At 71.9% G+C, this 19,083-nt stretch carries 19 protein-coding genes; 14 read left to right on the forward strand and 5 right to left on the reverse strand.

All coding sequences use genetic code 11. The features are described 5' to 3' along the window. Positions 1-85: 85 nt before the first annotated feature. Positions 86-583 (reverse strand): DUF3515 domain-containing protein, encoded by a 498-nt coding sequence (locus ACFWBW_RS10570; RefSeq protein WP_385370539.1) that lies wholly within the window; start codon positions 581-583, stop codon positions 86-88. 23 nt (positions 584-606) lie between these two features. Beyond that, positions 607-840, reverse strand: coding sequence for an Lrp/AsnC ligand binding domain-containing protein (locus ACFWBW_RS10575; RefSeq protein WP_214947835.1), 234 nt, complete (start codon positions 838-840; stop codon positions 607-609). A gap of 242 nt (positions 841-1,082) precedes the next feature. Between ACFWBW_RS10575 and ACFWBW_RS10580 the strand changes: the two genes are divergently transcribed. Both ACFWBW_RS10580 and thiD read left to right on the forward strand, forming a co-directional pair. Further along, positions 1,083-2,066, forward strand: a complete 984-nt coding sequence (locus ACFWBW_RS10580; protein ID WP_385370361.1) for a thiamine-phosphate kinase — start codon at positions 1,083-1,085, stop codon at positions 2,064-2,066. Then, entirely contained in the window at positions 2,063-2,881 is an 819-nt protein-coding gene (gene thiD / locus ACFWBW_RS10585) for a bifunctional hydroxymethylpyrimidine kinase/phosphomethylpyrimidine kinase (RefSeq protein ID WP_385370362.1), read from the forward strand. The genes ACFWBW_RS10580 and thiD overlap by 4 nt, the downstream gene beginning before the upstream one ends. 180 nt (positions 2,882-3,061) lie before the next feature. Here the strand turns inward: thiD and rpmB are convergent, their stop codons facing one another. Next, a complete protein-coding gene (gene rpmB / locus ACFWBW_RS10590) occupies positions 3,062-3,247 on the reverse strand; it encodes a 50S ribosomal protein L28 (RefSeq protein WP_073911113.1) in 186 nt (61 codons plus the stop codon). 243 nt (positions 3,248-3,490) lie between these two features. On the opposite strand from rpmB, the gene ACFWBW_RS10595 reads away from it, so the two are divergent. The 9 genes from ACFWBW_RS10595 (at position 3,491) to mutM (ending at position 12,633) form a co-directional block, all read left to right on the forward strand. After that, complete coding sequence (locus ACFWBW_RS10595; RefSeq protein WP_385370364.1) at positions 3,491-5,149, forward strand: DAK2 domain-containing protein; 1,659 nt, start codon at positions 3,491-3,493, stop codon at positions 5,147-5,149. 26 nt (positions 5,150-5,175) lie between these two features. Beyond that, positions 5,176-7,413, forward strand: coding sequence for an ATP-dependent DNA helicase RecG (recG, locus tag ACFWBW_RS10600; protein WP_385370366.1), 2,238 nt, complete (start codon positions 5,176-5,178; stop codon positions 7,411-7,413). 84 nt (positions 7,414-7,497) lie between these two features. Continuing rightward, entirely contained in the window at positions 7,498-8,076 is a 579-nt protein-coding gene (rsmD, locus tag ACFWBW_RS10605) for a 16S rRNA (guanine(966)-N(2))-methyltransferase RsmD (RefSeq protein WP_385370368.1), read from the forward strand. 29 nt (positions 8,077-8,105) lie between these two features. Then, complete coding sequence (gene coaD / locus ACFWBW_RS10610; RefSeq protein ID WP_266912663.1) at positions 8,106-8,585, forward strand: pantetheine-phosphate adenylyltransferase; 480 nt, start codon at positions 8,106-8,108, stop codon at positions 8,583-8,585. A gap of 118 nt (positions 8,586-8,703) precedes the next feature. Continuing rightward, entirely contained in the window at positions 8,704-9,795 is a 1,092-nt protein-coding gene (locus tag ACFWBW_RS10615; protein WP_385370370.1) for a cell division initiation protein, read from the forward strand. Positions 9,796-9,928: 133 nt separating this feature from the next. Next, positions 9,929-10,594: a DUF177 domain-containing protein gene (locus tag ACFWBW_RS10620; RefSeq protein WP_266904102.1), complete on the forward strand. Its 666-nt coding sequence runs from the start codon at positions 9,929-9,931 to the stop codon at positions 10,592-10,594. A 2-nt stretch (positions 10,595-10,596) separates the two neighbouring features. Beyond that, positions 10,597-10,770, forward strand: coding sequence for a 50S ribosomal protein L32 (gene rpmF, locus ACFWBW_RS10625; protein WP_003965982.1), 174 nt, complete (start codon positions 10,597-10,599; stop codon positions 10,768-10,770). Between the two features lie 19 nt (positions 10,771-10,789). Further along, a complete protein-coding gene (rnc, locus tag ACFWBW_RS10630) occupies positions 10,790-11,590 on the forward strand; it encodes a ribonuclease III (protein WP_385370372.1) in 801 nt (266 codons plus the stop codon). 173 nt (positions 11,591-11,763) lie between these two features. Further along, positions 11,764-12,633, forward strand: coding sequence for a bifunctional DNA-formamidopyrimidine glycosylase/DNA-(apurinic or apyrimidinic site) lyase (mutM, locus tag ACFWBW_RS10635; RefSeq protein ID WP_385370374.1), 870 nt, complete (start codon positions 11,764-11,766; stop codon positions 12,631-12,633). On the opposite strand, the gene ACFWBW_RS10640 is transcribed toward mutM, so the two are convergent. Continuing rightward, the gene (locus ACFWBW_RS10640) at positions 12,588-13,028 is read right to left on the reverse strand and encodes a winged helix-turn-helix transcriptional regulator (RefSeq protein ID WP_385370376.1); all 441 of its coding nucleotides are present in this window, start codon (positions 13,026-13,028) and stop codon (positions 12,588-12,590) included. The two genes, mutM and ACFWBW_RS10640, sit on opposite strands and share 46 nt — an antisense overlap. A 78-nt stretch (positions 13,029-13,106) precedes the next feature. After that, positions 13,107-13,958, reverse strand: a complete 852-nt coding sequence (locus ACFWBW_RS10645; RefSeq protein WP_385370378.1) for a CAP domain-containing protein — start codon at positions 13,956-13,958, stop codon at positions 13,107-13,109. 158 nt (positions 13,959-14,116) lie between these two features. On the opposite strand from ACFWBW_RS10645, the gene ACFWBW_RS10650 reads away from it, so the two are divergent. The 3 genes from ACFWBW_RS10650 to ACFWBW_RS10660 all read left to right on the forward strand — a co-directional run bounded on the left by ACFWBW_RS10650 (position 14,117) and on the right by ACFWBW_RS10660 (position 18,995). Then, a complete protein-coding gene (locus tag ACFWBW_RS10650; protein WP_385370379.1) occupies positions 14,117-14,398 on the forward strand; it encodes an acylphosphatase in 282 nt (93 codons plus the stop codon). Positions 14,399-14,764: 366 nt separating this feature from the next. Then, positions 14,765-14,980 (forward strand): hypothetical protein, encoded by a 216-nt coding sequence (locus ACFWBW_RS10655; RefSeq protein ID WP_030227372.1) that lies wholly within the window; start codon positions 14,765-14,767, stop codon positions 14,978-14,980. A 232-nt stretch (positions 14,981-15,212) separates the two neighbouring features. Continuing rightward, a complete protein-coding gene (locus ACFWBW_RS10660; protein WP_385370381.1) occupies positions 15,213-18,995 on the forward strand; it encodes an AAA family ATPase in 3,783 nt (1,260 codons plus the stop codon). Positions 18,996-19,083: the final 88 nt, after the last annotated feature.

Raw genomic sequence — 19,083 nt, forward strand, 5'->3', positions numbered from 1 at the left:
GACGAGGACCGCCCACCGCCCCTCTCACGAGGATGGCGGCGGGCGGTCCTCGTCCGCGCGAGCGGTCCGGGAGGGTCCGGGAACGTCAGGAAGACGAGATGCCCACCGGAACGGTCTTGGCGATCGCGGCGGACAGGCCCACCAGCATCCCCGCATCCGTGGCATGCTCCTTGTCGACCAAGACCTCCGTGTACGCCAGCCGCAGCCCGGTGGTGAACCGGAACCCACCGTCGTCCAGCCGCTCCATGAGCCAGCCGACACCGTTCACCTCGATGCCGTCCTGCTTCGGATCCAGCATCTTCACGGGCTTGCCGACACCGCACCGCAGTACGATCGCCGAGCCGCCCCACGCGGCGGTCAGGTCGGACTTCGGCACGGCCCTGGACCGGCCCAGTTCCGCCACAGTGCCGGGGAGCTCTTTGTGCAGCGCCGCACAGAGACCCGCGACATCGGCGGGGGGAGCGGACGGCGGTTCCACCCGGGCCTCGGACTCACCCGGGGAACAGCCCGCGAGGGCCGCCGAAGCGGCGGCCAGCGCGGTCAGTGCGGCGAGCAGAGAGAAGGGCCGGCGGTGTCGTGACATCACCGGCCAAGAGTAGACGGGGGCTACAGATGGACGACCGGGCAGGTCAAGGTGCGGGTGATCCCCTCCACCTGCTGGACCTTGGCCACGACCATGCGGCCGAGCTCGTCCACGGTGTCGGCCTGGGCGCGCACGATCACGTCGTACGGGCCGGTCACGTCCTCGGCCTGGATCACCCCCGCGATCTGCGCGATGGACTCGGCGACGAACGACGCCTTGCCCACCTCGGTCTGGATGAGGATGTACGCCTGTACCACGGAACCTCCAGGGCGGCCACGAGGATCATTTCCCCTACCCTTCGGGTGGGCCCGGGGATGACGGGTGGGCCCGGTGAAGGGACGCCACGGTACCGCGTCGCCGAGCGCCGCGGGGAGACCCGCGGGTCCGGCCGCGCGCAGGGCGGGGCGTACGGAGAGCAGAAGTTGACGTATCTGTTGACGGTACCCAGAGCTGTGACGGCTCGCGACCGCAAGCGGACTGGGCAAGAAGGGGCACAGCGATGAAGGGCACTGTGGGCGAGCTGGGGGAGTTCGGGCTCATTCGGGAGCTCACCTCACGGCTCACCACCACCCCGGCGGTCCGGGTCGGCCCGGGCGACGACGCCGCGGTGGTGTCGGCCCCCGACCGGCGGGTCGTGGCGAGCACGGACATCCTGCTGGAGGGCAGGCACTTCCGGCGCGACTGGTCCACGGCCTACGACGTCGGACGCAAGGCCGCCGCGCAGAACCTCGCCGACATCGCCGCCATGGGCGCGGTGCCGACGGCCCTGCTGCTCGGCCTCGTCGTTCCGGCCGAGCTGCCGGCCACCTGGCCCACCGAGCTGATGGACGGCATCCGCGACGAATGCCAGGTCGCCGGCGCGGCCGTGGTCGGCGGCGACGTGGTCCGCGGCGAGATCATCACCGTGGCCATCACCGCGCTGGGCGACCTGCGCAACCACGAACCCGTGCTGCGCTCCGGCGCCCAGCCCGGCGACGTCGTGGCCGTGACCGGCTGGCTCGGCTGGTCCGCGGCCGGCTTCGCGGTCCTGTCGCGCGGCTTCCGCTCGCCGCGGGCCTTCGTGGAGGCCCACCGCAGGCCCGAGCCGCCGTACCACGCGGGCCCCGCGGCCGCCGGGCTCGGAGCCACCGCCATGACCGACGTCAGCGACGGCCTGATCGCGGACCTCGGGCACATCGCCGAGGCCAGCAAGGTACGGATCGACCTGCGCTCGGCGGCCGTCGACATCCCGACGCAGATGCACGACATCGGGCAGGCCGTCGGCGTGGACCCGCTCCAGTGGGTCCTCACCGGGGGAGAGGACCACGCGATCGTCGCCACCTTCCCGCCGGACGTGAAGCTCCCGGCCCGCTGGAAGGTCATCGGCGAGGTCCAGAACCGCTCCGCGCTGCCCCAGGTGACCGTCGACGGAGCCCCCTGGGCCTCCACCGGAGGCTGGGACCACTTCGGCGGCGACACGGCCGCCGAGGACACCCCGCGATGAGCGGATCCCCCACGGCGCGCCCGCACCCGGCGCTGTGCCTGACCGTCGCCGGATCCGACTCCGGCGGCGGCGCGGGCATCCAGGCCGACCTCAAGACGATGCTGGCGCTCGGGGTCCACGGCATGAGCGTGGTGACCGCTGTGACCGCGCAGAACTCGCTGGGCGTCAAAGGCGTCTGGGAGCTGCCCGCGGAGGCCGTCAGGGGCCAGTACAGGGCCGTGGTGGACGATATCGGCGTCCAGGCCGTGAAGACGGGGATGCTGTCCTCCGCCGCACTCGTGGAGACCGTGGCCGAGCTGCTTGCCTCGACCGCCGCCCCGGCCGTCGTGGACCCGGTCGGAGTCTCCAAGCACGGGGACGCGCTCCTCGCCGCCACCGCGCTGGACGCCGTACGGGGAGAGCTGCTGCCCCGGGCCACCGTGGCCACGCCGAACCTGGACGAGGTGACCCAGCTCACCGGAGTCGTCGTGGAGACCGAGGACGACATGCGCCGGGCCGCCGACGCGGTCCTCGCGTACGGGCCCGCGTGGGCGCTGATCAAGGGCGGCCACCTAGCCGCCCACGGGGACGAGGCCGTGGACCTCCTGACGGACGGCTCCGACGAACGCTGGCTGCGGGCCCCCCGCCACGACAACCGGCACTCCCACGGCACCGGCTGCACCCTCGCCAGCGCGATCGCCGCGGGCCTGGCCAAGGGCCGGACCGTCCCGGAGGCCGTCACCGAGGCCAAGGAGTACGTCACCGGCGCCATCGCCGCCGGGTTCGCACTGGGCACGGGCATCGGACCGGTGGACCACGCGTGGCGGTGGCGCTGAACCGGCCCCGTGCCGGAACACGTCCCGAAACGCCTGTAGGGCCTGCTCCGCCCCGTGGATTCACGGGATGGAGCAGGCCCTACAGGTTTGATCTTGTTCGATCAGGAAAGCAAGAGGCCGGTCCACCAGGTGGACCGGCCTTCTCAGCAACCGGAAAGGGCTGCGCTACGACGGAAGGCGTCAGCGCGAGACCTTGCCGGCCTTGATGCACGAGGTGCAGGCGTTGAGGCGCTTCGGCGTCCCATTGACCACGGCACGGACACGCTGGATGTTCGGGTTCCAGCGACGCGAGGTGCGGCGGTGCGAGTGGGAAATGCTGTTGCCGAAGCTCGGCCCCTTGGCGCAAACGTCGCAGTTGGCAGCCACAGGTCACTCCAAAGACTTCAGATGCACTTACAGTGAATCCCGGCGCACCGGTATCAGGGATCTGAAGTGGTTTGCCGGGGGGAATGGCCCGACTCTCATCGGGCAACCGGAGCAGCATACAACGACTGCCTCGGTCCAAGAAAACTACCATGTCCACGGCCGCCCCCGCCCCGGGGTCCCGCCCGCCCGGCAGTCCTTCGTTACCCTGCGGTGAACCCTGGCCCGCACAAGGAGGAACGCCCGGTGGCGCACCAGCCTCAGCCGTACCCCCTGAACGCCGAAGCGGTACGCACCTGGAGCTCGCTGGCCCTGGCCGCACTGGGCCGGGCCCGCGAGGACATCGACGCGATCAACGTCTATCCCGTCGCCGACGCGGACACCGGCACCAACCTCTACCTGACCGCCGAGTCGGCCGACCGCGAGCTCGCGGACCTCCTGGCCGCCGTGACGGACGGCACACCCGCCGCCTCCCTCCCCGACGCCGTACGGGCCTTCGCGCACGGCGCCCTGATAGGCGCCCGGGGCAACTCCGGGACGATCCTCGCGCAGCTCCTGCGCGGGGTGGCCGACGTGCTCGGCGACGAGCCCGCCGACCGTGATCCCACCGAACGTGATCCCGCACGGCTGCTCGCGCAGGCCCTGACCCGGGCCGCCGAGGAGGCGTACCGGGCCGTCGCGCACCCGGTGGAGGGCACCATGCTCACCGTCGCCACCGCCGCCGCCCGGGCCGCAGAGGCCGCGGCCAAGGGCGCCCAGACCGCCGCCGACGTGGCCGGGGCCGCCTACGACGGAGCCCGCGCGGCCCTCGCGGAAACCCCGGGGCAACTGGCCGTACTGGGCCGGGCCGGAGTGGTCGACGCCGGGGGCTGCGGGCTGGTGGCCGTACTCGGGGCCCTGTGGCAGGCGCTGTCCGGGCGGGAGCCGGCCCCCGAACCGGTGCGCGGCCGGGCCGTGCCCGTACCGGGGCCGCACGAGCCCTGCGCCGAGGAGCACGGCGGACCCGCCTACGAGGTGATCTACCTGCTGGAGGCCGCCGAGACGGAGGTCGACCGGCTGCGCACCCGGCTCGACTCCCTCGGCGACTCCCTCGTGGTGGTCGGCGGCGACGGGCTGTGGAACGTCCACGTCCACGTCGACGACCCCGGCGCGGCCGTGGAGGCCGCGGTGGTCGCCGGGCGGCCGTACCGGATCCGCATCACGCACTTCGGCGACGAACGCCGCCGGGCCCGCGGTGAGCGCTCCCAGCGCGCGGTCGTCGCCGTGGTCCAGGGCGAGGGGCTGGCCGGACTGTGCTCGGACGCGGGCGCCACCACCGTGCTCGTCCGGCCCGGAGAGCCGCCGGCCGTCGCCGAACTGGCCGACGCCATCCGCGAGGCGCACGCCCGCGAGGTCGTCCTGCTCCCGAACGGCGCCGAACTGCGGGCGGTCGCGGCAGCCGCCGCCCAGCAGGCGCGCGCCGAGGGCGTACGGGTCGCCGTGATCCCCACCCGCTCCGAGGTCCAGGGCCTGGCCGCGCTCGCCGTGCACGACCCGGACGGAAGCTTCGACGAGGACGTGGTCGCCATGACGGCGGCCGCCGGAGCCACCCGCCACGGCGAACTCGCCGTCGCCGAACGGCAGTCCTTCACCTCGGCCGGCATCTGCCAGGCGGGCGACGTGCTCGGGCTCATCGACGGCGACGTGGCCGTCATCGGCACGGGCCTGGCCGAGACCGCCGAGGCCGTCCTGGCCCGCATGCTCGGCTCCGGCGGCGAACTCGTCACCCTGGTCCTGGGCCCCGAGGTCCCGGACGAACTGGCCGAGCGCCTGGAGGCGTACGTCCAGCACGGCCACCTCGCCGTCGACACCGTCACCTACCAGGGCGGGCGCGGGTCCGCACCGCTGCTCATCGGGGTGGAATAGCCGGGTTGTCAGCGTGATGGTGTGCAATGGAACACGTGCCCGCGCTCGACGAAGACCTCAAGAAGACCCTCGGCCCCGCCACCGCGAAGGTGCTGGCCGAGCAGCTCGGCCTGCACACGGCCCTGGACCTGCTCCACCACTACCCCCGGCGGTACGCGGAGCGCGGCGAGCTGACCTCGCTGGCCGAACTCGCCGACCAGATCGACGAACACGTCACGGTGGTCGCGCAGGTCGCCGACGCGCGCCTGCTGACGTACCAGGGCAGCCGGGGCGGGGGAAAGCGCCTCGAAGTCACCATCACCGACGGCAGCGGACGGCTCCAGCTCGTCTTCTTCGGTTCGGGCGTCCACAAACCGCACAAGGAACTGCTGCCCGGCAGCCGCGCGATGTTCGCGGGCAAGGTCGGGATGTTCAACCACAAGCTCCAGCTCGCCCACCCCGCCTACGAGCCCCTCGGCGAGGACGCCTCCGACCGGGACGCGGCCGCCGCCTTCGCGAGCCGGCTCATCCCGATCTACCCGGCCTGCGCCAAGCTGGAGTCCTGGAAGATCGCCAAGTGCGTGGACGCGGTGCTCCCCAGGGCCCAGGAGGTCGTGGACCCGCTGCCGCCCGCCCTGCGCGAGGACCGCGGCCTGGTCCCGCTCACCGAGGCCCTCCTGAAGATCCACCGCCCGGTCACCAAGGCCGACGTCGAGGACGCCCGCGGCCGCCTCAAGTGGGACGAGGCCTTCGTCCTCCAGGTCGCCCTGGCCCGCCGCCGGCACGCCGACTCCCAGCTCCCGGCCGTACCCCGCCGCCCCACCCCCGGCGGACTCCTCGAATCCTTCGACGCCAAGCTCCCCTTCACCCTCACCGAAGGCCAGCAGACCGTCTCGAAGGAGATCTTCGACGACCTCGCCACCGACCACCCCATGCACCGCCTCCTCCAGGGCGAAGTCGGCTCGGGCAAGACGATGGTGGCGCTGCGGGCCATGCTCGCCGTCGTCGACTCCGGCGGGCAGGCCGCCATGCTCGCCCCCACCGAGGTGCTCGCGCAGCAGCACCACCGGTCCATCACCGAGATGATGGGCGAGCTCGCCGAGGGAGGCATGCTCGGCGGCTCCGACCGGGGCACCAAAGTGGTGCTGCTCACCGGCTCGATGGGGATGCCCGCCCGCCGCCAGGCACTGCTCGACCTGATCACCGGCGAGGCCGGGCTCGTGATCGGCACACACGCGCTGATCGAGGACAAGGTGCAGTTCCACGACCTCGGCCTGGTCGTCGTCGACGAACAGCACCGCTTCGGCGTGGAGCAGCGCGACGCCCTGCGCTCCAAGGGCAAGCAGCCCCCGCACCTGCTCGTCATGACCGCCACCCCGATCCCGCGCACGGTCGCCATGACCGTCTTCGGCGATCTGGAGACCTCCGTACTGGACCAGCTCCCCGCCGGCCGCTCCCCGATCGCCACCCACGTGGTGCCCGCCAAGGACAAGCCGCACTTCCTGGCCCGGGCCTGGGAGCGGGTCCGCGAGGAAGTGGAGAACGGCCACCAGGCGTACGTGGTCTGCCCGCGCATCGGCGACGGCGAGGACGAGAACGGCAAGGGCGCCAAGGGGGCGAAGGGCGCCGCCGCCAAGAAGAAGGCGGCCGCCGAGGAGGACGGCGACAAGCGGCCTCCGCTCGCGGTGCTGGAGATCGCCGAGCAGCTCACCCGGGGGCCCCTCGCCGGACTGTCCGTCGAGGTGCTGCACGGGCGGATGGACCCCGCCGACAAGGACGACGTCATGCGCCGCTTCACCGCGGGCGAGGTCAAGGTGCTGGTCGCCACCACGGTCATCGAGGTCGGCGTGAACGTCCCGAACTCCACCGTCATGGTGATCATGGACGCGGACCGCTTCGGTGTCTCCCAGCTCCACCAGCTCCGCGGCCGAGTCGGCCGCGGTTCCGCCCCGGGCCTCTGCCTGCTGGTCAGCGAGATGCACGAGGCCAGCCCCGCCCGAGCCCGGCTCGCGGCCGTCGCCGCCACCCTGGACGGCTTCGAGCTCTCCCGCATCGACCTGGAGCAGCGCCGCGAGGGCGACGTGCTCGGCCAGGCCCAGTCCGGCGTGCGCTCCTCGCTGCGGATGCTCGCGGTCATCGAGGACGAGGAGGTCATCACCCAGGCCCGGGAGGAGGCCACCCGCGTGGTCGCCGCGGACCCCGAGCTCACGGAGCTGCCGGGCCTGCGGACCGCCCTGGACGCCCTGCTGGACACCGAGCGGGAGCAGTACCTGGAGAAGGGGTGACGGGGACGGTGACGGTGACGATGACGGGCACGACCTATCGTTGAAGGTCCGCACACCCCCGCCCCGCTCACCGAAGGACCCCAGATGACCCGCGTGATCGCCGGAAGCGCCGGCGGGCGACGCCTCGCCGTACCGCCCGGCACCGGCACCCGCCCCACCTCGGACCGGATGCGCGAGGGTCTCTTCTCCACCTGGGAGTCGCTGCACGGAGTCGAGGGGGCCCGCGTCCTCGACCTCTACGCCGGTTCCGGCGCCGTCGGCCTGGAGGCGCTCTCGCGCGGCGCGGATCACGCGCTCCTGGTCGAGCCCGACGCCAAGGCCGCCAAGGCGATCAAGGACAACATCAAGTCCGTCGGCCTGTCCGGCGCCGAATTCCGGTCCGGCAGGGCCGAGCAGATCGCGGCCGGCGCCGCGCACGGGGACCCGTACGACGTGGTCTTCCTGGACCCGCCGTACGAGGTCGAGCACGCCGACCTCTGCGAGATCCTCCTCACACTCCGGTCCAATGGCTGGCTCACCGACGACGCGCTCGTCACCGTGGAGCGCAGGACCCGCAGCGGGGCCTTCCCGTGGCCGGACGGCTTCGAGCCGCTGCGCTCCAGGAAGTACGGCGAGGGCACCCTTTGGTACGGTCGCGCCGCCTCCATCAGCGAAGAAGCATGAAACCCGCACCCGGGAACGAGGGAATGCAGTTGCGCCGCGCCGTCTGTCCGGGGTCGTTCGACCCCATCACCAACGGACACCTCGACATCATCGGCAGGGCCTCGCGGCTCTACGACGTGGTCCACGTCGCCGTGATGATCAACCAGTCCAAGCAGGGGCTCTTCACCGTCGAGGAGCGGATCGAGCTGATCCGCGAGGCGACCGCCGGCTACGGGAACATCGTCGTCGAGTCCTTCCACGGACTCCTCGTCGACTACTGCAAGCAGCGCGAGATCCCGGCCATCGTCAAGGGTCTGCGCGCCGTCAGCGACTTCGACTACGAGCTGCAGATGGCCCAGATGAACATGGGTCTGTCGGGCGTCGAGACGCTCTTCGTCCCGACCAACCCCACCTATAGCTTCCTGTCCTCCTCCCTGGTCAAGGAAGTGGCGGCCTGGGGCGGCGACGTGGCCCACCTGCTGCCCGCACACGTGCACGCGGCGCTGCTGGAGCGCCTGCCCCGGCGCTGACCCGGGTCGCCGCCGCCCCCTGACCGGGAGTCAGCCGGTGTCGGCTCCCGGGCCGGTGGCCTTACAGTCGTCCCGTCCGTCTCGGGAACCGCCCGGGGCCGAGAGAGTGCGAGCACCCATGGACGTGCAGAAGAAGCTCGACGAGATCGTCGCGGCCGTCGGCAGCGCCCGGTCCATGCCCATGTCGGCCTCGTGCGTGATCAACCGCGCCGAGCTGCTCGCCCTGCTCGAAGAGGTGCGGGGCGCCCTGCCGGGCTCGCTCGCACAGGCCCAGGAGCTCATCGGCGGCCGGGAGCAGATGGTCGAGGAGGCCCGCCGCGAGGCCGACCGGATCATCGAGTCGGCGCACGCCCAGCGCGGTTCGCTGATCTCCGACACCGAGGTCGCACGGCGCTCCCAGGACGAGGCGGACCGGATCCTGGCGGATGCCCGCCGAGAGGCGGACGAGGTCAAGGCCGAGGCCGACGACTACGTCGACAGCAAGCTCGCGAACTTCGAGGTCGTGCTCACCAAGACCATCGGCTCGGTGGACCGGGGCCGCGAGAAGCTGCTGGGACGGGGCGCCGGGCTCGACGAGCAGGGCTACCCCGACGCCGAAGCGCCCGAGCGCAGCCACGACCCCGAGACGCAGCGGCAGCAGGCGGACGCGTACGTGGACACCAAGCTGGCGACCTTCGAAGCGGTGCTCTCCAAGACCCTGGAGGCCGTCGGCCGGGGCCGCCAGAAGCTCCTCGGCCGCGTGGCCACCGACGACCTCGGCGCGCACATGGCCGCCCAGGACGCGGCGGGGCACCAGCAGTCGCGCTCCTCGAGCGACGCGGACTTCCTGGCGGGGCTGGCCGAGCCGCAGGCGCCGCTGATCCCCGCGCAGGCCCAGGCGCAGCCGGAGCCGGCGTACGACGCCTACGCCTACCAGCAGCCGGTCCAGCAGCCCGTCCAGCAGGACGCCTACGCGTACCAGGACCCGTACGGCGGCTACCAGCAGGTCCAGCAGCCCGACCCCTACGCGGTCTCGTACGAGCAGCAGCAGCCCGACCCGTACCCCGGTGCAAGCACCGGCTCCACCGGAGCGGCTTACGCCGCGCACTACGATGCCCAGCACTCCCAGCAGGGCACGCACGACCAGCAGGCCGCGCTCGACGAGACCAGCTTCTTCGACACGAGCATGATCAATCTGGATCAGCTGCGCCAGTACGAGCAGGGCCGCTGAGTCCGCTCCGGACCTGGATTGGGCTCAGAGCGAAGCGGCGGGTATCCTGGCTCTTCGGTCGCGCGTATGCACCGCGATCCATGCTGCCCTTGAGTGGCGGAAATCTTGATCTTCAGCAGTCTCCAGTGATTTTGTGAAAGCGGGAACAGCCCTGAACACCCACCTCGACCACCGCAACCCCCTCGTGTTCGACACGCACGAGCTGGGTCGGCGTCCTGGTGCCATGCTGCGACTGTCCCGCGAGATCGCGGCGCCGGCGGACCTCGGTCTCGCCGGAGTCATCGGAGTGCCGGAAGGCAGTCGGCTGAATCTCAAGCTCCGCCTGGAGTCGGTCATGGAAGGGGTGCTTGTCACAGGCACCGCCCGTGGCTCGGCAACCGGGGAATGCGTAAGGTGTCTGGAGGCCGTCGAGTGTGAGCTCAAGGCGGACTTCCAGGAGATGTTCTCGTACCCTGACGCCGACGACCGGATCCGCTCCAAGGCGGAGCCGGCCGACGACGCCGAGGACGACGAGGACACGCTCTTTCTCGAGGACGGTTTGTTCGACCTCGAATCCGTGCTGCGCGATGTGGTGGTGCTCGCACTGCCGCTGCAGCCGGTGTGCCGGGAGGACTGTCTCGGACTGTGCCCCGATTGCGGGCTCAGCCTGAACGACGACCCGGACCACCACCATGACGCCGTCGACATCCGTTGGGCGGCATTGCAGGGACTCGTCACCGATCAGGGCGTCGAGAAGGACAATATGAGCGGCACTGCCTCCGACGGAGTTCAGAGCGCCGCCGAGAAGCAGGAGAAGTAGCCGTGGCTGTTCCGAAGCGGAAGATGTCGCGCAGCAACACGCGCCACCGCCGGTCGCAGTGGAAGGCTGCGGTCCCCACCCTGGTTTCGTGTGAGCGTTGCCAGGAGCCGAAGCTCCAGCACATTGCGTGCCCGAGCTGCGGCACCTACAACAAGCGCCAGGTCCTCGAGGTCTGAGCGGCTGGTGAGAGGCGCAATGTCTGAGCTGTCCAACGCTGAGAAGCAGGCAGTCAGTAACAACGCGGCCTCGTCCCACGTGCTTCTGGAAGGGCGGCTCGGGTATCGACTCGAGTCCGCCCTTCTGGTGCGTGCGCTGACCCACCGCTCGTACGCGTACGAGAACGGCGGTCTGCCCACCAACGAACGGCTGGAGTTCCTCGGGGACTCCGTGCTGGGCCTGGTGGTCACGGACACGCTGTACACGACCCACCCCGATCTGCCGGAAGGCCAACTGGCCAAACTGCGGGCCGCGGTAGTCAACTCGCGTGCACTGGCGGAGGTCAGCCGCGGCCTCCAACTCGGCTCCTTCATCCGGCTCGGCCGGGGTGAAGAGGGTACGGGTGGCCGGGACAAGGCCTCCATCCTCGCCGACACCCTTGAAGCGGTGATCGGCGCGGTCTACCTCGACCAGGGCCTCGACGCGGCCTCGGAGCTGGTTCACCGGCTCTTCGACCCGCTCATCGAGAAGTCCTCGAACCTCGGTGCCGGCCTGGACTGGAAGACCAGTCTCCAGGAGCTCACGGCGGCCGAGGGGCTGGGCGTTCCCGAATACCTGGTCACCGAGACCGGCCCGGACCACGAGAAGACCTTCACCGCCGCCGCGCGCGTCGGTGGTGTCTCCTACGGTTCCGGTGTCGGACGCAGCAAGAAGGAAGCGGAACAGCAGGCGGCCGAGTCCGCGTGGCGCGGTATCAGTACCGCGCCGGGTTCCGTGACCGAGACTCCGGCCGAGGCCGACGGGGCGACGACCCCCGCCGACCCGGCGCCGGACGCCTGACCCGTTCTTCCGGGAACTCCCCGCCCCGCCACCTGCTCCGGCAGGCGGCGGGGCGGACCCGTTTCCGGGCGGAGCCCGGGGTGCGGGGAAAGGACGGGCGGGGGGCGGGGCCCGCGGGGCGAGTCGGTACGCTCGCGGGAGAGAGCCCGATCCGAACCCTCCGGAGGAACACCGTGCCCGAGCTGCCCGAGGTCGAAGTGGTGCGGCGCGGGCTGGAGCGGTGGGTTGCCGGGCGGACCGTCACGGCCGTCGAGGTGCTGCATCCGCGCGCCGTACGGCGCCACGCGGGGGGCGGCGCCGATTTCGCGGCGCGGCTCACGGGAGAGACCTTCCGGGTGCCGCAGCGGCGCGGCAAGTACCTGTGGCTGCCGCTGGAGGAGCGTGAGCACTCCGTGCTCGGGCACCTCGGGATGAGCGGGCAGCTCCTCGTGCAGCCCGAGGGCGCCCCCGACGAGAAGCACCTGCGCATCCGGGTGCGGTTCGCGGACGACGCCGGGACCGAGCTGCGCTTCGTCGACCAGCGGACCTTCGGCGGACTGTCGCTGCACCCCTGCGTCCCCGGCAGCGAGGACGGGCTGCCCGACGTCATCGCGCACATCGCGCGGGACCCCCTGGACCCGCTCTTCGACGAGACGGCCTACCACTTGGCGCTGCGTGCCAAGCGCACCACGGTGAAGCGGGCGCTGCTCGACCAGTCGCTGATCAGCGGGGTCGGCAACATCTACGCGGACGAGTCGCTCTGGCGCTCCAAGCTGCACTACGAGCGCCCCACGGCCACGCTCACGCGCCCCCGGAGCACGGAACTCCTCGGCCATGTCCGTGACGTGATGAACGAGGCCCTCGCCGTCGGCGGCACCAGCTTCGACAGCCTCTACGTCAACGTCAACGGCGAGTCCGGATACTTCGACCGTTCGCTCGACGCCTACGGGCGGGAGGACGAGCCGTGCCGGCGCTGCGGCACCCCGATGCGGCGCCGGCCCTGGATGAACCGGTCGAGCTACTTCTGCCCGCGCTGCCAGAGGCCTTCGCGCGCGGTGTCGTAGGCGGCCCTGGAGGAGAGCACCGCGGGCATGCTGCCCTCCAGCAGCCCGATGAGCGCGTCCACGCGCTGGGCGACCTCCGCGCCGAACGGGGTCAGCTCGTAGTCGACGCGGGGCGGGTTGGTCGGCTGGGCCTCCCGGTTGACGATGCCGTCGCGTTCCAGCGCGTGCAGGGTCTGGGAGAGCATCTTCTCGCTGATGCCGTCCACGCGGCGGCGCAGCTCGTTGAAACGGCACGGCCCCCTGGACAGGGCGCCGACGGTGAGGCTGCCCCAGCGACCCGTGACGTGTTCCAGCGTCTCTCGGGAAGGGCACGCACGAGCGAACACGTCGAAGCCATCGGCCGCTTGTTCGGGCGCGCCGTCGTCCCCGGCCTCGCCACACCCTGGAGTCTGCATGGCTCCAGCCTACTGCCGCGCAGCGCCAACCATCCAGGGTGCGCTTTCGAAAAGGCAGCGCTCTGCCGGTTCTGGCTGCTAGAAGCCGAAGTCCTGGGTCCACCAGGGGCCGCCGGCGGCGTTGTACACGCCGACGCCCAGGGTGCGGAACTCGCAGTTGAGGATGTTGGCCTTGTGGCCCGGGCTGTTCATCCAGGCCTTCATCACGGCAGCCGCGTCGCCCTGGCCGCGGGCGATGTTCTCGCCGCCCATCCCCGATACGCCGGCCTTGGTGGCCCGGTCCCACGGGGTGTTGCCGTCGGGGTCGGTGTGGTCGAAGAAGCCCCGGACGGCCATGTCCTTGCTGAAGGCTCCGGCCAGCGCAGCCAGCGGCGGGTTCGCCCGGACCGGGCCGCAGCCGGCCTGTGCGCGCTCCTGGTTCACCAGGGTGAGTACGGCCGTCTCCTCGGCGGAGTGGTCGGCCGAGGTGGGCGGGGCCGCCGGGGCCGCGGGGGCGGAGGGCTTGGGCGCGGAAGGCTTCGGCTTCACCGGGGTCGGGGTCGGGCTCGCCTTCGGGGTCTTCGACGGCTCCGTGGAGGGAGACGGGGAAGGGGTGGCCGACGGGGACGGTGAGGCGGAGGGGGTGGGGGAGGAGGAAGGGGTGCCCGCACTCGCGGAAGCCCGCCCGGAGAGGTTCGCGAGGCCGCCCTGCTGCTCCAGCGCGCTCTTGGGACTCGCAGAGGGCTGGGCCTTGGCGTTCGCGGTCTTCGCCTCGGCGTCCGCGGCCGTGACCCCTACGTAGGGGAAGGAGGAGCCGACCGGGACGAAGCCCGTGGTGACGGCAGCCGTGCCGAGGGCGACGGCCACGGATACGCCGAGCAGACCGCCTCGCAGGGCGGCGCGGCGCTTGCCGCCGGGGCGCGGCGCGGCGTGGAGTCGGTGGCGTCCCATCGCGGCTCACCTTCCTGGGGTTTGAGATCACTGCGGGATCAGCGGTTCAAGATCAACCTTTACTCACCCAAATGGGTGAGCTCATTGCTGCGCGACTGTACGCCATGGCGACAGGGGGTGAGGTGACCCGGATTTGTTTGCCCGGTTAGCGTTCAGGCATGAATGAAGATGTGCGGATGACCGCCTGGGTGCGCGGCCGTGTACAGGGAGTGGGCTTCCGCTGGTTCACCAGGGCCAACGCCATGGAGATCGGCGGACTGACCGGCTTCGCGCTCAACCTGGACGACGGGCGAGTACAGGTGGTGGCCGAAGGTCAACGTGAGAATTGCCACCGGCTCCTGGAGTGGCTGCACGGCGCCGACACGCCCGGGAGCGTGGACGGGGTGACAGAGATCTGGGGCACACCGCGCGGTGTCTACGACGGGTTCGCGATCCGGTGAGCGATCGACTGATCATGTACTGAACACATCGCCGGATGGTCCGCATGCGGTCGGAACTGCGCATTCATCGCCGACGCGTTGCCGACGCCGTGGATCCGTGGAAGGCTCGGAGACGAGGATGATCTCCACGCCCCTTGCGGGGGCCGGGATGCCCGCCGATACGGGGCGTGATCGTGTTGACCGTCAAACTTTTTGGTGAGACGCTGGAAGCCCCGCGCACCTGAGCTGTTTGGCAGTGCTGGCAGTACACAGTGTCAGCCAAAGATCGATGCAGTGACTGACAGTCGCTGCCGGACATCCGCGGGTGCGATTCCCTCACGACCCACACCGCTTCGGTCGGTCACTCAGTGTGGAGGACCATCCATCATGGCAAAGGCGCTTCTCGGTTACGTCGGCGGTTCCGACCCGCGACTCCTCGCCGAGATGCGACGGCTTCAGCAGCGCGTCCAGGACCTCGAGTCCGAGCTCGGACGAATCCAGTCCGAAAACGACGCTCTGAACGCGGCCGCCGCACAGCACGGAGACTCGCTGCTTGACAGCATCGACCTCGACGTACCCCAGGCGGAGCCTGCGCTCACCTGATCCGCGCTCCCTCGTCGCTCGATCTACGGAACTGCATGATCTGCAAGGGACGCTTCGGCGTCCCTTCTTTCTTTCCGCTGTTTCCCTATGCCTTTCTTTCCGCCTTTCCCACCTCGGACTCGGACAAGGCCGCCGGGCGGCGTTACGCCAGGTGGGGGGCTCCTTCCTTTAGCGTCTGATCTGCCCTGCACCTTCATGGCGAAACCGAACGCGAAAGGTAGAGTCCGGCGGCGTGCACCTCAAGTCCCTGACCCTGCGTGGCTTCAAATCCTTCGCCTCCGCAACCACCCTGCGCTTCGAGCCGGGCATCACCTGTGTCGTGGGCCCCAACGGCTCCGGCAAGTCCAATGTGGTGGACGCGCTCTCCTGGGTCATGGGAGAACAAGGGGCCAAGTCCCTGCGCGGCGGGAAGATGGAAGACGTCATCTTCGCCGGGACGACCGGCCGCCCGCCGCTCGGCCGTGCCGAGGTCTCGCTCACCATCGACAACTCCGACGGCGCGCTGCCCATCGAGTACGCCGAGGTCACCATCACGCGGATCATGTTCCGCGGCGGCAGCAGCGAGTACCAGATCAACGGCGACACCTGCCGCCTCCTCGACATCCAGGAACTGCTCTCCGACTCCGGCATCGGCCGCGAGATGCACGTCATCGTCGGACAGGGCCAGCTGGACTCCGTACTGCACGCCGATCCGATGGGCCGCCGCGCCTTCATCGAGGAGGCGGCCGGGGTGCTCAAGCACCGCAAGCGCAAGGAGAAGGCGCTGCGGAAGCTGGACGCGATGCAGGCCAATCTCGCGCGCGTGCAGGACCTGGGCAACGAGCTGCAGAGGCAGCTGAAGCCCCTGGGCCGGCAGGCGGCCGTGGCCCGGCGCGCGGCGGTGATCCAGGCGGACCTGCGGGACGCGCGGCTGCGGCTGCTCGCCGACGACCTCGTGACGCTCAAGGGCGCCCTCGACGCGGAGCTCGCGGACGAGGCCGCGCTGAAGGAGCGCAAGGACGCGGCCGAGGCGCAGCTCGCTGCGGCGCTGCGGCGGGAATCCGAACTGGAGGAGGCCGTACGCGAACTCGCGCCCCGGCTCCAGCGGGCGCAGCAGACCTGGTACGAGCTGTCGCAGCTCGCCGAACGGGTGCGCGGGACGGTCTCGCTGGCAGACGCCCGGGTCACCTCGGCCTCGGCGCCGGCCGAGGAGGAGCGCCACGGCCGGGACCCGGAGGACATGGAGAAGGAGGCCGCGCGGATCCGCGAGCAGGAGGCGGAGCTGAAGGCCGCGCTGGAGGCCGCCGCGCGGGCGCTGGAGGACACGGTCGCCCACCGGGCCGAGCTGGAGCGCTCGCTGGCCGACGAGGAACGGCGGCTACGGGACGCGGCGCGGGCCATCGCCGACCGGCGCGAGGCGCTGGCGCGGCTGACGGGCCGGCTCGGCGCCGCCCGCTCCCGGGCGGGCGCCGCGCAGGCGGAGATCGACCGGCTGGTGCTGGCGGCGGACGGGGCGCGGGCGCGGGCGGAGGAGGCGCGCGGGGAGTACGAGGCGCTGGCGGAGGAGGTCGGGGAGGAGGAGTCCCCGGGGGCGGCTGCCGCTTCGGGGCTCGGGGAGTACGAGACGGCGCGGGCCGAGCTGGCGGCGGCGGAGGCCGGACTCGGCGAGGCCCGGGACGCGTTGGCGGCGGCGGAGCGTTCGCGGGCGGCGGTGTCGGCGCGCCGGGATGCCCTGGCGATGGGGCTGCGCCGCAAGGACGGCACGGCGGAGCTGCTCTCCGCGCGACTGGAGGGACTGCTGGGGCCGGCGGCGCAGCGGTTGTCCGTGACCCCGGGGTACGAGGTCGCGGTGGCGGCGGCGCTGGGTGCGGCGGCGGACGCGGTGGCCGCCACGTCGACGGCGGCGGCGGCCGGGGCGATCCGGTACCTGCGGGCGGGGGACGGGGGGAGGGCCGCGTTCCTGATCGCTCCGGGGGCGGTGGCCTCCGGCGGTTCCGCGGGCGGGGCCGGGGTCCCTGGGCAGGGTCAGGGACCGGATTCGGCTTCGGCCGCGGCTCAGACCCCGGATGCGGATTCGGCTCCGGGGACCGGGGCCGGGCCGGGGGCTGTTTTCCCCCACCCCACCCCTTCCCGAGACCGGGGCTCCGCCCCGGACCCCGCGCCTCGAACGCCGGCGGGGCTGAGTGCGCACACGCCGGCGGGGCCGAGTGTGCCGGGGCCGGCCGTCGCGGCCGCCGGGGCTCAGCTGCGAGCGGTCGCCGCCGCGGAGCTCGTGCTCGGGGACGCCGAGGTGGTGCGGGCCGTGGCGTGGGTGTTGCGGGACTTCGTGGTGGTCGGGGGGCTCGACGAGGCCGAGGCGCTGGTTGCCGCGCGGCCCGAGCTCGTGGCCGTGACCGCCGAGGGGGACGTGCTCGGGGCGCACCTCGCGCACGGCGGGTCCGCCGGGGTGCCGAGCCTGATCGAGGTGCAGGCCGCCGTGGACGAGGCCGTGGCGGAGCTTGCCGGGCTGGACGGCCGGTGTCTGGTGCTGGCGGGCGAGAAGGAGGCCGCGGAGGCGCGCCGGGTGGCGGCCGGGGACCGGGTCGAGGAGCTCGGGGAGCTCCGGCGGGCCGCCGAGCGGGCCCGGGCCGGGGTCGCGCAGCAGCTGGGGCGGCTCGCCGGGCAGGCGAAGGGGGCGCTGGGCGAAGCCGAGCGGGCTGCCGCTGCCGCAGCCACGGCGCAGGACGCGCTGGAGCAGGCGCTGGCCGACGTAGAGGAGTGTGCGGAACGGCTCGCCGTCGCCGAGGAGATGCCCGCGGAGGAGGAGCCGGACACCTCGCGCAGGGACCGGCTCGCGGCCGACGGGGCGAACGCGCGGCAGACCGAGATGGAGGCCCGGCTGCAGCTCAGGACCCACGAGGAGCGGGTGAAGGGGCTTGCGGGCCGGGCCGATTCCCTCGACCGCGGGGCCAGGGCCGAGCGGGAGGCCCGTGCCCGGGCCGAGCGCCGCCGGGAACGGCTGCGGTACGAGGCGCGGGTGGCCGGGGCCGTCGCCGCCGGCGCCCGCCAGCTGCTCGCACACATCGAGGTGTCGCTGACCCGCGCCGTGGGGGAGCGCACGTCGGCCGAGCACGCGAAGGGTGTGCGGGAGCGCGAGCTCGACGAGGCCCGGGGACTGGGCCGCGGCCTGAAGGGCGAGCTCGACAAGCTCACGGACTCCGTGCACCGGGGCGAGGTGCTCGGCGCCGAGAAGCGCATGCGGATCGAGCAGGTGGAGAGCCGTGCGCTGGAGGAGTTCGGGATGGCGGCGCAGGGGCTCGTCGCCGAGTACGGGCCCGACCAGCCCGTGCCGCCGAGCCCGTCCGCGGACGGGGAGGCCCTGGATCCGGAAGCCGGGCCGGAGCCCTTCGTACGCGCCCGGCAGGAGAAGCGGCTGAAGGCGGCCGAGCGGGCCTACCAGCAGCTCGGCAAGGTCAATCCGCTGGCGCTGGAGGAGTTCGCGGCGCTGGAGGAGCGGCACAAGTTCCTCAGCGAACAGCTGGAGGACCTGCGGAAGACCAGGGCCGACCTCCTTCAGGTCGTGAAGGAGGTCGACGAGCGGGTCGAGCAGGTCTTCACGGAGGCCTACCGGGATACGGCCCGTCAGTTCGAGGGAGTGTTCTCGCGGCTGTTCCCCGGTGGTGAGGGCCGGCTGATCCTGACGGATCCGGACAACATGCTCACCACGGGCGTCGACGTCGAGGCCCGGCCGCCGGGCAAGAAGGTCAAGCGGCTGTCGCTGCTCTCCGGCGGCGAGCGCTCGCTGACCGCCGTGGCCCTGCTGGTCTCCATCTTCAAGGCGAGGCCCAGCCCGTTCTACGTGATGGACGAGGTAGAGGCGGCGCTCGACGACACCAACCTCCAGCGGCTGATCCGGATCATGGAGGAGCTGCAGGAGAGCTCCCAGCTGATCGTGATCACGCACCAGAAGAGGACCATGGAGGTCGCCGACGCGCTCTACGGGGTCTCGATGCAGGGCGACGGGGTGTCGAAGGTCATCAGCCAGCGCTTGCGGTGATGATGCGGCCCGGTGCGGCCCGGGGCGGCCCGGTGCGGCCGGGTGTGGCCGGGTGTGGCCGCGCCCATGCGGGGCACGTGCGCTCCGA

This window comes from Streptomyces sp. NPDC059957 (assembly GCF_042730015.1).
Classification (GTDB): domain Bacteria; phylum Actinomycetota; class Actinomycetes; order Streptomycetales; family Streptomycetaceae; genus Streptomyces.